Here is a 13,194-nt window from a genome sequence, read left to right as displayed (position 1 = left end):
GACTGGCAGGGGATTTAGCGGATCCGTCTGCCGGGTGCGGTTCGATGCGGACTGCCGGCGCGTGGTGGGTTGCTCGCGCAGTTCCCCGCGCCCCTTTGGGGCGCGTCCGATACGTTGCGCGCCATGACTGTATTAGGAAACGACGTCTGGCCTCCTGCTCCGATCAAGACCGAGCGGCTCGTGCTGCGTGAGTCGGAGGGGCGGGACCGGGCGGCGGTCATCGAGCTGAGCGCCTCGCCCGAGGTGAACGCCTATGTCGGCGGCCCCCGGCCGCGTGCCGAGCTGGAGCGGACGGTGTCCGAGGTGCCCGGGCGGCAACCCGGGTGGTTCGTGGTCGAGCTCGACGGAGCGATGATCGGCACCGTTCAGCTCAAACCGCACGCCCCCGAGACGCCGGGCAGCGAACACCGCCGGGAGGCCGGCGGGACCGACCTCGGGTACCTGTTCCTGCCCGGGGCGTGGGGGCGCGGGTACGCCGCCGAGGCCTGCGCGGCGGCGCTCGACTGGTTCTCCGGCGTACGGCCCGGTGAGCCGGTGGTGCTCTACACCCAGACCGCCAATGCCCGCTCGATGCGCCTCGCGGCGAAGCTCGGCTTCACCGAGCTGGAGCGGTTCGTGGCGTGGGACGCCGAGCAGTGGTTCGGGGTGCGGTCCCCGGCCCGGTGACGCTGCCGGAGCCGAGGACCGCCCGGAGGGGCCGCGCTAGCCGGGCACGCCCGCGATGACCTCGGCCGCCGCCGCTCCGCACACCCGGGCCGCACCGTGCGTCGCGATGTACAGGGCGCCCCGGGGCGTGGCCTGCGGTACGCCCATCTCGACCACGATCGTGTCGGGGCGGGCCTTGAGCAGGGTGTCCAGGGCCCCGGCCATCCAGGGGTGCCGGTGTTCGTCCCGGACCACGGCGACGATCCGGCGCTCCCCCGCCGCCACGATCGCCGCGTGGCCCGCGTCCTCGCCCGCGAAGCTGCCGGTCTCGGTGCCGGGCACCAGCCGGGTCAGTGCGGCGGCGACACCCCACGGGGTCTCCGTGCCCACGGCGATGTTGGTCTCGGGGGTGAAGGAGGCGACGAAGACCGGTTCGGCCGGGGGCGTGTAGGGGTCGACGCGCGTCACATGAAGCGCGCGGCGGGCGGCGACGAGGCCGATGTCCGTGAGGGTCGGGTCCGGCTTGGCCACCTCCGTCGTGGCCGTCCAGGTCGCCAGGGCCCGTACCCGCTGCGCCGCGTCCGCCAGGCGTTCCTCGGGGAGCTCGCCGGAGCGGACCGCCTCGACCAGGGCGTCGCGCAGGCGTCGTACCGTCTCGTCGTCCGAGAGGCCGCCGCCCACGCAGATCGCGTCGGCTCCGGCGGCGAGCGCCAGGACGGTGCCGTGTTCGATGCCGTAGGTGCCGGCGATGGCCTGCATCTCGATGCCGTCGGTGACGATCAGGCCGTCGTAGCCGAGTTCGCCGCGCAGGAGCTCGGTGAGCACGCGGTGGGAGAGCGTGCCCGGCCGGGCCGGGTCCAGGGCGGGGACCAGGATGTGCGCGCTCATCACGGCGCGGCTGCCGGCCGCGATGGCGGCGCGGAAGGGCACCAGCTCGCGGGCGTGCAGGACCTCGGTGCTCGCGTCGATGCGGGGCATCGCGAGGTGGGAGTCGACGGCGGTGTCGCCGTGGCCCGGGAAGTGCTTGGTGCAGGCCGCCACCCCGGCCGCCTGGAGCCCGGTGACATAGGCCGCCGTGTGCCGGGCGACCAGGTCCTGGTCGGCGCCGAAGGAGCGGACGCCGATGACCGGGTTGGCGGAGTTGGAGTTCACGTCGGCGACCGGGGCCCAGCTGAAGTTCACCCCGCACGCGGCGAGGCGGCGGCCCAGCTCCAGGGCGACCTGCCGGGTCAGCTCCGGGTCGTCGACGGCGCCGAGGGCGTGGTTGCCGGGGAAGGAGGAACCGGTGCGCACCTCCAGGCGGGTGACGTCACCGCCCTCCTCGTCGACCGCCACCAGGACGTCGTCCCGCTCGGCGCGGAGCTGGGCGGTGAGGGCCGAGAGCTGCTCGGCCGAGATGATGTTGCGGCCGAACACGCCCACGGAGGCGAGGCCCTCGCCGAGCCGGCGCAGCAGCCAGTCGGGAGCGGTGGTGCCGGTGAAGCCCGGCTGGAGGACCGTCAGCGCGTCGCGCGTGAGTGTGTCCGTACCGCTGGCGAATGTCGTCATCGGATGGGGTTATCCCTTCACGGCGCCCGCGGTGAGGCCCGCGGCCATCTTGCGCTGGACGAGGAGGAACAGGACGACGATCGGCACGGCGAGCATGGTGGCGCCGGCCATCATCGGGGCGTATTCGGTGCCGTGCTGCGTGGTGAAGTTGGCCAGCCAGACGGTGGCCGTCTGGTGGTCCTGGCTGAGCAGCATCAGGGCGTAGAGGTACTCGTTCCAGGCCTGGATGAAGCCGTAGACCGAGGTGGCGACGAGGCCGGGGGCGAGCAGCGGGAAGACCACGCGGACGAAGGCGCCGGTACGGGAGCAGCCGTCGACCATGGCGGCCTCCTCCAGCTCCTTCGGGATGTTGACGATGAACCCGCGCAGGGTCCAGACCGTGAACGGCAGGATGAAGGTCAGGTAGGTGATGATCAGGCCGCTGAGCTTGTCGTACTGGTCCAGGTCGTTGAGGAGCAGGAAGACCGGGATGATCATGGCGACCAGGGGGATCATCTGGACCGCGAGGATGCCGACGATCACGATCTTGCGGCCGCGGAAGGCGAACCGGGAGATGGCCAGGGCGGCCAGCAGTCCGACGACCATGCCGATCACCACGACGGAGAGGGACACGATCAGGCTGCGGCCGACGGGGCCCCAGAAGTCGGCGATGTCCAGCGCGCGGCTGAAGTTGGAGAAGGTGATGCCGGTGGGCAGCAGGCTCGGGTCCGGGTCGATGGCGTCCTTCGCCGGTTTGAACGCCGTGTTCAGCATCCAGTAGACGGGGAAGCCCGCGACGACGAAGACGAGGAGGCCGAGGAGGTTCCAGCCGGCCTTCGACTTCCGGTGGCCGGGGGTGGCGGCGGTGCTCATTCGACCTCTCCGATCTTCAGCATCTGGCGCATGTACACGGCGACGACGCCGAGCAGGAGGAGCACGGTGAGCAGGGCGATCGCGGAGCCCTGCCCGTAGTCGTTGACCACGAAGGCGCGGTCGTAGGACCAGGTGGTCAGCAATTGGAACTCGGCCTCGGGGTGGCCGCCGCGCATCACGAAGACCTGCGGGAAGACGCCCATGTCCCAGATGACCGAGAGGGTCGTGAGCATCACGATCACCGGCTTGAGGATGGGCAGCGTCACGTAGCGGAAGACGCCCCAGGGTCCTGCGCCGTCGAGGCGGGCGGCCTCCTCCAGTTCCTTGGGGACCTGGGTGAGTCCGGCGCTGAGCGTGATGACCACGAAGGGGACCGCTCCCCAGACCACCAGGAGCATGATCACCGCGAGTCCCTCGGGTCCGCTGGCGAACCAGTTGTGGCCGACCATGTCGACCCCGGGGAGCTTGCTGAGCAGGGCGTTGAGGATGCCGTAGTCGGAGTCGAAGAGCCACTTGAAGACCGTGGTGGCGACGATGACCGGCATGCCCCAGCTGGCCACCAGCGCGATGTTGACCAGCGTCTTCACCCAGCCGGAGACGCGCTGGAGCAGCAGGGCGACGAGCATGCCGACGACCATGGTGAAGATGACGCAGCCGGCCGCGAAGAAGATCGTGCGCAGCACGACCTGCCAGAACTCGCTGTCGCCCAGCACCTTGGAGAAGTTCCCGAACCCGACCCACTCGGCCGGCTTGAAACCCCACAGCTGGGTCTGCCCGAACTGCTGGAAGGAGAGGGTGACCAGCCGGTAGAGCGGATAGCCCAGGACGAGCGCCAGGACCAGCAGGCAGGGGGCGAGCAGCAGCCAGGGCACGGCGGGCCCGCCCGAGCGCCGGTTCGCACGTGGTCTTCTCGGGGAGTCCGGTGGAGGTGCCGGCACCTTCGCGGGTGTGGTCGTATCAACGGCACTCATCGTGCGCTCCTCAAACAGATCGAGAGAGGCCGCCAGCCGCGCGCCCCCGGGGGCGCGCTTCGCGCGCCTTGAGGGGCGCGAGGCGGCATCCATATGCGGCTACCGCCGCGTGTGCGCGACCAGCCACAACGAACCGGCACCGACCCGCCGACCCGTCGCGGCTCCTTCTGGCATCAACCCACCGGCCTGGCCTGGCCCCCCGTCGGCCAGGCCAGGCCGCAGGCCGTCACGGGGTGTTGATGACCTTGTCGATCGCCGCGTCGGCCTCCTTGGCCGCCGCCTCGACGCTCTCCTTGCCAGTGCCGATGTTCTGCAGCATCGTCTGGAGCACCTGGGCCTTCTCGACCTGGCCCCAGCCCGGCGCCATCGGCACGAACCAGTTGGACTCGGCCGCCTCGGCCGGCACCGCGGTCGCCGGGTCGCTCTTCAGCGTGGCGAGGTCGGTCTTGTTGTTCGGCAGGTTGCCCTTGGCCATCAGGCCCTTCTGGCCGGAGGGACCGGTGAACGCGTTGATCCACTCGGCGGCGACGCCCTGCGCCTTCGACTTCACCGGGATGGCGAGGTCGGAGCCGCCCAGGAAGACCGGCATGTTCTTGCCGGACGGGCCGGGCATCACGAAGTTGACCAGGTTGTCCTTCAGCTTGCCGCCGGTCTTGTCGTTCTTCGGGTCGGCCGCGGTCGCGCCCTCCCAGGCGGCACCGAAGATCATGGCCGACTTGCCCTGGCCGTAGACGATGTAGCGGTCCGACTCGTCCTTGGTCTTGTCACCGTGCATGTACTTGTCGATGACGCTCTTGAACTCGGTGAGGCCCTTGATGGACTCGGCCGAGGAGAGGTTGCCCTGCCACTTGCCGCCGTTCTCCACGGCGATGGAGCCGCCGGCGTCGTAGACGAAGGACATGGCCGCGTACCAGTCACGGGTGGGCTGGTACCAGGCGCTGAACTTGTCGCCTTCCTTCTTCTGGATCTTGTCCAGGTCGGCGGTCAGCTCGGTGTAGGTCTTCGGCGTGGTCTTGATGCCGGCCGAGGCGGCGATGTCCTTGCGCCAGTTGGCGACGCGGCCACCGGCGTAGTACGGCACGCCGTAGGTCTTGCCCTGGTAGGTGACGGAGGCCTTGAGGCCGTCGAGCCACTGGTCGGAGCCGGCGAACTGGGAGGCGTCGACGGGGGCGAAGGCGCCCTTGACCATGTAGCCGAGCATCTCGGTGTTGCCCATCTCGACCACGTCGGGGGCCTTGTCCGTGGCGAGGACGGCGTCCAGCTTGGTGTTCTTGTCCGGCCACGCGTAGTACTCGTGCTTGATCTTGATGCCGGGGTGCTTCTTCTGCACGGCGGCGTCGGCGGCCTTGACCAGGTCGGGCCAGTTGTTCTGGGCGTCGACCGTGAGCCAGACGGTCAGTGCCTTGGCGTCCGAGCCCTGGGACTTGTTGTCGTCCTTGTTGTCACTGCCACACGCCGCGACCGAGAAGACCATGCCCGCGATACCAATCGCGGCTATCAGCTTGCGCTTCACGCCACCCTCCTCAGGGATGCCACAAACCCCCCTGCCTCCCCGCACGAGCGTTGGGCCGGGACCTGGACCAATGGTGTAGACCAGTGCGGGAAGCTTGGCCCAGACCACCAGGCCTGTCAAGGGTGGCCGAATAGGCTCCGACCAGCCGTTATGCGACCTACATATGCAGGAACCTTTAAGTAAGAAACCCTCGAAAACCCGAGGCGCGGACGAGACAATTCCGGTAGACCACTCGCTCGGTGGACTAGACCAACAGCGCCCGCGACGGTATACAGAGGGGATCACGCAGGGTGCAGGGCACATCCCGTACGCTGCCGTGCCACGAGGCGAGCCGCGTCAATAAGCCGGGAAGGCGGAGCATGAGCACCGACGTCAGCAGTGCGGAGAACGAGAGCGGGACAGCCGTCCGTACCGCGCGCGTGCCCAAGTACTACCGCCTGAAGAAGCACCTGCTCGAAATGACCGAGACCCAGGCCCCCGGCACCCCGGTCCCGCCCGAGCGCACCCTGGCCGCCGAGTTCGACACCTCCCGCACCACCGTCCGCCAGGCCCTCCAGGAACTGGTCGTCGAGGGCCGGCTCGAACGCATCCAGGGCAAGGGCACCTTCGTCGCCAAGCCCAAGGTCTCCCAGGCCCTCCAGCTCACCTCCTACACGGAGGACATGCGGGCCCAGGGCCTGGAGCCGACCTCGCAGCTGCTGGACATCGGCTACATCACCGCCGACGACCGGCTCGCCGGACTGCTCGACATAACGGCAGGCGGTCGCGTGCTGCGCATCGAGCGGCTGCGCATGGCCAACGCCGAGCCGATGGCGATCGAGACCACGCACCTGAGCGCGAAGCGCTTCCCGGCCCTGCGCCGCTCCCTCGTCAAGTACACGTCCCTGTACACCGCCCTCGCCGAGGTGTACGACGTCCATCTCGCCGAGGCCGAGGAGACCATCGAGACCTCGCTGGCGACGCCGCGCGAGGCCGGCCTGCTCGGCACCGACGTGGGTCTGCCGATGCTGATGCTCTCCCGGCACTCCCTGGACCGCGACGGCCAGCCGGTGGAGTGGGTGCGCTCGGTGTACCGCGGCGACCGCTACAAGTTCGTCGCCCGGCTCAAGAGGCCCCAGGACTGACCACGTTCACACCCCGCCCCGCCTGACGGCACGTCACCCTTCTCCACCGAATCGACATACCGATATGCGGAGGAGGTCTTCCGCTGACCTTTCGCTTTCGCCATGATTGCCTGCGCATTACACAGGTGAACAACGGTGATCGCCGTGCGGTCAGTGAGGGGACGGAGCCGCGAGATGTCAGATGCGTCCGATGTGACCAAAGCGGCGGTGGTGACGCCCATCCGCGTCGCCATCGCCCTCTGCCTGATAGCCCCCTTCGTGGCGCTGCTGTGGGTGGGCTCGTACGCCAAGACGGACCCGGTGTTCATCGGGATCCCGTTCTTCTACTGGTACCAGATGCTGTGGGTGCTGCTCTCCACGGTGCTCACGATGACCGCCTACCAGCTGTGGCAGCGTGACCAGCGCAGCCGCAGGGCCACGGGCACGAGCGGGGGTGTGCAGCGGTGAAGGACGGTGTGAACGGCGTCGCGCTCGGCGTCTTCATCTTCTTCTTCCTGGCCGTCACGGTCATGGGCTTCCTGGCCGCGCGCTGGCGCAAGGCCGAGAACGAGCACTCGCTCGACGAATGGGGGCTCGGCGGCCGGTCGTTCGGCACCTGGGTCACCTGGTTCCTGCTCGGCGGCGACCTGTACACGGCGTACACCTTCGTCGCCGTCCCGGCGGCGATCTACGCGGCGGGCGCGGCCGGATTCTTCGCGGTGCCGTACACGATCCTGGTCTACCCGCTGATCTTCACGTTCCTGCCGCGCCTGTGGTCGGTCTCGCACAAGCACGGCTACGTGACGACCTCCGACTTCGTGCGCGGCCGGTTCGGCTCCAAGGGCCTCTCGCTGGCCGTCGCCCTCACCGGCATCCTGGCGACGATGCCGTACATCGCGCTCCAGCTCGTCGGCATCCAGGCGGTGCTCGACGTGATGGGCGTGGGCGGCGGCGACAACACCAACTGGTTCGTGAAGGACCTCCCGCTGCTCATCGCCTTCGGCGTGCTGGCGGCCTACACCTACTCCTCCGGCCTGCGGGCCCCCGCCCTGATCGCGTTCGTGAAGGACGCGCTGATCTACCTCGTCATCGCGGTGGCGATCATCTACATCCCGATCAAGCTGGGCGGCTTCGACGACATCTTCGCCAAGGCGGGCGACAAGTTCACGGCGGCGGGCGCGGGCGGTCTCGTCCCGCCCGCGGCCGGCCAGTGGACGTACGCCACCCTGGCACTGGGCTCCGCGCTGGCCCTGTTCATGTACCCGCACTCGATCACCGCGACGCTCTCCTCCCGGAGCCGTGACGTGATCCGCCGCAACACCACGATCCTGCCGCTGTACTCCCTGATGCTGGGCCTGCTCGCCCTGCTGGGCTTCATGGCCATCGCGGCCGGCGTCAAGGTCACCAACGGCCAGCTGGCCATCCCCCAGCTGTTCGAGAACATGTTCCCGGACTGGTTCGCGGGCGTGGCCTTCGCGGCGATCGGCATCGGCGCCCTGGTCCCCGCGGCCATCATGTCCATCGCGGCGGCGAACCTCTTCACCCGCAACATCTACCGGGACTTCATCAAGCCGGACGCCACGCCGAAGCAGGAGGCCCAGGTCTCCAAGCTGGTCTCGCTGCTGGTGAAGGTGGGCGCGCTGGTCTTCGTGCTCACCATGGACAAGACGGTCGCCATCAACTTCCAGCTCCTCGGCGGCATCTGGATCCTGCAGACCTTCCCGGCCCTGGTCGGCGGCCTGTTCACCCGCTGGTTCCACCGCTGGGCCCTGCTGGCGGGCTGGGCGGTCGGCATGGTCTACGGCACGGCCGCCGCGTACGGCGTGGCCTCCCCGACCCAGGCGCACTTCGGCGGCTCCTCCAAGGAGATCCCCGGCCTCGGCCAGATCGGCTACATCGGCCTCACCGCCTTCGTGATGAACGTGGTGGTCACGGTGGTCCTGACCTTCGCCCTCAAGGCCCTCAAGGCCCCCGAGGGCCTCGACGAGACCAGCCCCGCCGACTACACGGCGGACGCAGACGACCCGGACGTGGAGGTGGAACTCCCGCCGGCTGTAGCGCCCCTTTAGGAGCTCGGGGACTGCGCGACCAGCCCCACACGACCCGCAGCGGGCCGCCGAATTCAGACACCACGGCGGCCCGCTGTCGTACACACTCACCCGCATGACGATCCTGATCCGCGAAGCGCGACCCGCCGAGTACGACGCCCTCGGCGGCATCACGGCCCAGGCCTACCTCCACGACGGCCTCCTCGACTTCGGCGAGAGCGACGTGTATCTCACCGAACTCAAGAACGTCGCGAAACGGGCAGCCGCGGCCACCGTCCTCGTCGCCGTGGACGGCGACACCCTCCTCGGCGGTGTCACCTTCACCCCCGGCCCCGGCCCGATGGCCGACATCGCCGCCCCCTCGCAGGCCGAGATCAGGATGCTGGCCGTCGCCGGGGCCGCCCGTGGCCGCGGGGCCGGCGAGTCCCTCGTACGGGCCTGCGTCGACCGCGCACGGGCCGTGGCGGGCTGCACGGCCGTCGTGCTGTCGACCCAGCGGACCATGCACGCCGCCCACCGGATCTACGAACGCCTGGGCTTCGTCCGCACACCCGAGCGGGACTGGCGCCCCCTGCCCGAGCTGGCGGACGTCACCCTTCTCACCTACGAGCTGACGCTCCGACACCTCCACGACACAACATCTGGGGGTGACGTGACAGCCCGGCACTAGATGTATGCTCATGCTCGCTGTCGCCGCAGGGGAATCCGGTGCGAATCCGGAACTGTCCCGCAACGGTGTACTTGTGCATGTTCGTGCACAGGAGTCAGTCCGAGGACCTGCCGACAGCACGCCCAGCCACCCGGTTCGGGCGTTCTGACGTCCGGGCCTCGTGGAGTGGGCCGGGGTCTCGACGCGTGCCCGCGCGCGCTCGTGCTGCCCGCTGCCCTCCGCCAGGCCCCGTGCCCAGCGAGGGAGAGCCCCACGTGACCATCGCGCCAGCCGACCCGGCCTCAGCGACCAGCTCTGTGGAATCCATGGCGGACGACGGTCCCGGCACCGCGTTGCTGCGGACCCTGACCGAGCTGACCGCCGACCTCCCCGACGCCGACCCCGGCCGGGTCGCCGCCGCCGCGTTGCGCGGGCGGTCCGCGCGGGCCGACGAGTCGGAGTTGCGCGAGCTGGCCACCGAGGCCGCCGCCGGGCTGATCTCGGAGGACCCCGCCTACTCGCGGCTGGCCGCACGTCTGCTCACCGTCTCCATCCGCGCCGAGGCCGCCTCGCAGGGCGTGACGTCCTTCACGGAGTCCGTGGCGGTGGGGCACCGCGAGGGTCTCATCGCGGACCGGACCGCCGAGTTCGCCCGGCTGCACGCGGCCCGCCTCGACGCGCTCGTCGACCCGGCCGCCGACGACCGCTTCGGCTACTTCGGCCTCCGTACGCTGCACAGCCGCTACCTGCTCCGGCACCCGATCACCCGCCGCGTGATCGAGACGCCCCAGCACTTCATGCTCCGGGTCGCCGCCGGTCTCGCCGAGGACGACACCGTCAGGTCGGTGGCCGAGGTCGCCGCGCTCTACGGGCTCATGAGCCGCCTCGACTACCTCCCCTCCTCCCCCACCCTCTTCAACTCCGGCACCCGGCACCCCCAGATGTCGTCCTGCTATCTCCTCGACTCCCCGAAGGACGAGCTGGACTCCCTCTACGACCGCTACCACCAGGTCGCCCGCCTCTCGAAGCACGCCGGCGGCATCGGCCTGTCGTACTCCCGCATCCGCAGCCGGGGTTCGCTGATCCGCGGCACCAACGGGCACTCCAACGGCATCGTGCCGTTCCTGAAGACGCTGGACGCCTCGGTGGCCGCGGTGAACCAGGGGGGCCGGCGCAAGGGCGCCGCCGCGGTCTACCTGGAGACCTGGCACTCCGACATCGAGGAGTTCCTGGAGCTGCGCGACAACACCGGCGAGGACGCCCGCCGCACCCACAACCTCAACCTGGCGCACTGGATCCCGGACGAGTTCATGCGCCGGGTCAACGCCGACGAGCCGTGGTCGCTGTTCTCCCCCTCCGACGTGCCGGAGCTGGTGGACCTGTGGGGCGAGGAGTTCGACGCGGCCTACCGCAAGGCCGAGGCGGCGGGGCTCGCGCACAAGACCATCCCGGCCCGTGACCTGTACGGCCGGATGATGCGCACCCTCGCGCAGACCGGCAACGGGTGGATGACCTTCAAGGACGCGGCCAACCGCACCGCGAACCAGACGGCCCTGCCCGGACACGTCGTCCACTCCTCGAACCTCTGCACGGAGATCCTGGAGGTCACGGACGACGGCGAGACCGCCGTCTGCAACCTCGGTTCCGTCAACCTCGGCGCCTTCGTCGACACGGCGGGCGGTGACATCGACTGGGAGCGCCTCGACGAGACCGTCCGCACCGCCGTGACCTTCCTCGACCGGGTCGTCGACATCAACTTCTACCCGACCGAGCAGGCGGGCCGGTCCAACGCCAAGTGGCGTCCCGTGGGTCTCGGCGCCATGGGTCTGCAGGACGTCTTCTTCAAACTGCGGCTGCCCTTCGACTCCGCCGAGGCGAAGGCGCTGTCCACCCGGATCGCCGAGCGGATCATGCTCGCCGCGTACGAGGCCTCCGCCGACCTCGCCGAGCGCGGCGGCCCGCTGCCGGCCTGGGAGAAGACCCGTACCGCACAGGGCGTGCTCCACCCCGACCACTACGGCGTCGAGTTCACCTGGCCGGAGCGCTGGGCGGCGCTGCGCGAACGCGTCTCCACCGTCGGCCTGCGCAACAGCCTGCTGCTCGCGATCGCGCCCACCGCCACCATCGCCTCCATCGCGGGCGTCTACGAGTGCATCGAGCCGCAGGTCTCGAACCTCTTCAAGCGCGAGACGCTGTCCGGCGAGTTCCTCCAGGTCAACTCCTACCTGGTGCAGGACCTCAAGAACCTCGGCGTCTGGGACGCCCGCACCCGCGAGGCGCTGCGCGAGGCCAACGGCTCGGTGCAGGACTTCGTGTGGATCCCGCAGGAGGTGCGCGACCTCTACCGCACCGCCTGGGAGATCCCGCAGCGCGGCCTGATCGACATGGCCGCCGCCCGCACCCCGTACCTGGACCAGGCCCAGTCCCTGAACCTGTTCCTGGAGACGCCGACCATCGGCAAGCTCTCCTCGATGTACGCGTACGCCTGGAAGTCGGGCCTGAAGACGACGTACTACCTGCGCTCGCGGCCGGCGACCCGGATCGCCCGCGCCGCCCAGGCGCAAGCCACCATCCCCGTCCAGCAGGCGGCCCCCGAAGACGCCGTCGCCTGCTCCCTGGAAAACCCCGAGTCCTGCGAGGCCTGCCAGTAATGTCCAGCAAGAACCTTCTCGACCCCGGCTTCGAGCTCACGCTCCGCCCGATGCGCTACCCGGACTTCTACGAGCGCTACCGGGACGCGATCAAGAACACCTGGACCGTGGAGGAGGTCGACCTCCACTCGGACGTCGCCGACCTCGCGAAGCTGTCCCCGATGGAGCAGCACCTGATCGGCCGGCTGGTGGCGTTCTTCGCGACCGGCGACTCGATCGTGGCGAACAACCTGGTGCTGACGCTGTACAAGCACATCAACTCCCCCGAGGCGCGGCTCTACCTGAGCCGGCAGCTGTTCGAGGAGGCCGTGCACGTCCAGTTCTATCTGACGCTGCTCGACACCTACCTGCCCGACCCGGAGGACCGCGCCGCGGCGTTCGCCGCGGTCGAGAACATCCCCTCCATCCGCGAGAAGGCCGAGTTCTGCTTCAGGTGGATGGACTCGGTGGAGAACCTGGACCGCCTGGAGTCCCAGGCCGACCGCCGCCGCTTCCTGCTCAACCTCATCTGCTTCGCCGCGTGCATCGAGGGCCTGTTCTTCTACGGCGCCTTCGCCTACGTCTACTGGTTCCGCAGCCGGGGTCTGCTGCACGGTCTCGCCACCGGCACCAACTGGGTGTTCCGGGACGAGACGATGCACATGAGCTTCGCGTTCGACGTCGTCGACACCGTCCGCAAGGAGGAGCCGGAGCTCTTCGACGACGAGCTCCGGCAGCAGGTCACCGACATGCTCCGGGAGGCCGTCGAGGCGGAGCTCCAGTTCGCCCGTGACCTGTGCGGTGACGGCCTGCCCGGCATGAACACGGACTCGATGCGCCAGTACCTGGAGTGCGTCGCCGACCAGCGGCTCGGCCGCCTGGGCTTCGCCCCGGTGTACGGCTCGGAGAACCCGTTCTCCTTCATGGAGTTGCAGGGGGTTCAGGAGCTGACGAACTTCTTCGAGCGGCGTCCGTCCGCGTACCAGGTGGCGGTGGAGGGCACCGTCGACCTGGACGAGGACTTCTGAGCCTTCCGGGTCTCCCACTCCCCGCGGTCCTCGTGGGCCTCCCTGATCTGCCGGTCGATGCGCCTGTCGCGCAGGACGCCGAGCACGGACGGGAGGGCCATGAGGACCAGGATGCCGAGGACCAGGACCATTCCGACGAGACCTTCGATCTGGTTTCCGTTCATGGACACCACTGTCGCGCGGAAGACTCCTTACCGTCAGTGGCAG

12 protein-coding genes and 1 riboswitch are annotated in these 13,194 nt (G+C 69.4%); of the genes, 7 read left to right on the top strand and 5 right to left on the bottom strand.

Annotated features, from left to right (window positions below):
• The first annotated feature begins 123 nt into the window (after positions 1-123).
• Positions 124-666 (top strand): GNAT family N-acetyltransferase, encoded by a 543-nt coding sequence (locus AB0D74_RS34670; protein ID WP_362595763.1) that lies wholly within the window; start codon positions 124-126, stop codon positions 664-666.
• 36 nt (positions 667-702) lie between these two features.
• Here AB0D74_RS34670 and AB0D74_RS34665 read toward each other — a convergent pair whose 3' ends face one another.
• From AB0D74_RS34665 to AB0D74_RS34650, 4 genes are all read right to left on the bottom strand, one after another.
• Positions 703-2,193, bottom strand: a complete 1,491-nt coding sequence (locus tag AB0D74_RS34665; RefSeq protein ID WP_362595761.1) for a glycoside hydrolase family 3 protein — start codon at positions 2,191-2,193, stop codon at positions 703-705.
• A gap of 9 nt (positions 2,194-2,202) precedes the next feature.
• A complete protein-coding gene (locus tag AB0D74_RS34660; protein ID WP_362595759.1) occupies positions 2,203-3,045 on the bottom strand; it encodes a carbohydrate ABC transporter permease in 843 nt (280 codons plus the stop codon).
• Positions 3,042-4,016: a sugar ABC transporter permease gene (locus AB0D74_RS34655; RefSeq protein WP_362595757.1), complete on the bottom strand. Its 975-nt coding sequence runs from the start codon at positions 4,014-4,016 to the stop codon at positions 3,042-3,044. The genes AB0D74_RS34660 and AB0D74_RS34655 overlap by 4 nt, the downstream gene beginning before the upstream one ends.
• 226 nt (positions 4,017-4,242) lie before the next feature.
• Positions 4,243-5,529 (bottom strand): extracellular solute-binding protein, encoded by a 1,287-nt coding sequence (locus tag AB0D74_RS34650; protein ID WP_362595755.1) that lies wholly within the window; start codon positions 5,527-5,529, stop codon positions 4,243-4,245.
• Positions 5,530-5,888: 359 nt separating this feature from the next.
• On the opposite strand from AB0D74_RS34650, the gene AB0D74_RS34645 reads away from it, so the two are divergent.
• The 6 genes from AB0D74_RS34645 to AB0D74_RS34620 all read left to right on the top strand — a co-directional run bounded on the left by AB0D74_RS34645 (position 5,889) and on the right by AB0D74_RS34620 (position 12,987).
• Positions 5,889-6,653, top strand: coding sequence for a GntR family transcriptional regulator (locus tag AB0D74_RS34645; RefSeq protein WP_352363284.1), 765 nt, complete (start codon positions 5,889-5,891; stop codon positions 6,651-6,653).
• A gap of 174 nt (positions 6,654-6,827) precedes the next feature.
• Positions 6,828-7,100, top strand: a complete 273-nt coding sequence (locus tag AB0D74_RS34640; protein WP_362595752.1) for a DUF3311 domain-containing protein — start codon at positions 6,828-6,830, stop codon at positions 7,098-7,100.
• Positions 7,097-8,701, top strand: coding sequence for a monocarboxylate uptake permease MctP (gene mctP, locus AB0D74_RS34635; RefSeq protein WP_362595750.1), 1,605 nt, complete (start codon positions 7,097-7,099; stop codon positions 8,699-8,701). The genes AB0D74_RS34640 and mctP overlap by 4 nt, the downstream gene beginning before the upstream one ends.
• 94 nt (positions 8,702-8,795) lie before the next feature.
• Positions 8,796-9,350 carry a GNAT family N-acetyltransferase gene (locus AB0D74_RS34630; RefSeq protein ID WP_362595748.1) on the top strand — a complete coding sequence of 185 codons (555 nt, stop codon included), beginning with the start codon at positions 8,796-8,798 and terminating at the stop codon, positions 9,348-9,350.
• Positions 9,348-9,480, top strand: a riboswitch (cobalamin riboswitch). (Overlaps the previous gene by 3 nt.)
• Before the next feature lie 124 nt (positions 9,481-9,604).
• The gene (locus AB0D74_RS34625) at positions 9,605-11,980 is read left to right on the top strand and encodes a ribonucleoside-diphosphate reductase subunit alpha (RefSeq protein ID WP_362595746.1); all 2,376 of its coding nucleotides are present in this window, start codon (positions 9,605-9,607) and stop codon (positions 11,978-11,980) included.
• Positions 11,980-12,987, top strand: a complete 1,008-nt coding sequence (locus tag AB0D74_RS34620; RefSeq protein ID WP_352363296.1) for a ribonucleotide-diphosphate reductase subunit beta — start codon at positions 11,980-11,982, stop codon at positions 12,985-12,987. Before AB0D74_RS34625 ends, AB0D74_RS34620 begins: the two co-directional genes overlap by 1 nt.
• On the opposite strand, the gene AB0D74_RS34615 is transcribed toward AB0D74_RS34620, so the two are convergent.
• Positions 12,900-13,151, bottom strand: coding sequence for a hypothetical protein (locus AB0D74_RS34615; RefSeq protein ID WP_362595743.1), 252 nt, complete (start codon positions 13,149-13,151; stop codon positions 12,900-12,902). The two genes, AB0D74_RS34620 and AB0D74_RS34615, sit on opposite strands and share 88 nt — an antisense overlap.
• Between the last annotated feature and the right edge of the window lie 43 nt (positions 13,152-13,194).

The organism is Streptomyces sp. NPDC048278, assembly GCF_040652195.1.
Taxonomy (GTDB): Bacteria; Actinomycetota; Actinomycetes; order Streptomycetales; family Streptomycetaceae; genus Streptomyces.
Note: the sequence above shows the minus strand (reverse complement) of the source record. Positions and strands in the feature narration are given on the sequence as shown.

Bases quoted from the DNA above. Each gene is read 5' to 3' on its own strand.
- AB0D74_RS34670 (WP_362595763.1), top strand. From the start codon at position 124: ATGACTGTATTAGGAAACGACGTCTGGCCTCCTGCTCCGATCAAGACC.
- AB0D74_RS34665 (WP_362595761.1), bottom strand. From the start codon at position 2,193: ATGACGACATTCGCCAGCGGTACGGACACACTCACGCGCGACGCGCTG.
- AB0D74_RS34660 (WP_362595759.1), bottom strand. From the start codon at position 3,045: ATGAGCACCGCCGCCACCCCCGGCCACCGGAAGTCGAAGGCCGGCTGG.
- AB0D74_RS34655 (WP_362595757.1), bottom strand. From the start codon at position 4,016: ATGAGTGCCGTTGATACGACCACACCCGCGAAGGTGCCGGCACCTCCA.
- AB0D74_RS34645 (WP_352363284.1), top strand. From the start codon at position 5,889: ATGAGCACCGACGTCAGCAGTGCGGAGAACGAGAGCGGGACAGCCGTC.
- AB0D74_RS34640 (WP_362595752.1), top strand. From the start codon at position 6,828: ATGTCAGATGCGTCCGATGTGACCAAAGCGGCGGTGGTGACGCCCATC.
- AB0D74_RS34630 (WP_362595748.1), top strand. From the start codon at position 8,796: ATGACGATCCTGATCCGCGAAGCGCGACCCGCCGAGTACGACGCCCTC.
- AB0D74_RS34620 (WP_352363296.1), top strand. From the start codon at position 11,980: ATGTCCAGCAAGAACCTTCTCGACCCCGGCTTCGAGCTCACGCTCCGC.
- AB0D74_RS34615 (WP_362595743.1), bottom strand. From the start codon at position 13,151: ATGAACGGAAACCAGATCGAAGGTCTCGTCGGAATGGTCCTGGTCCTC.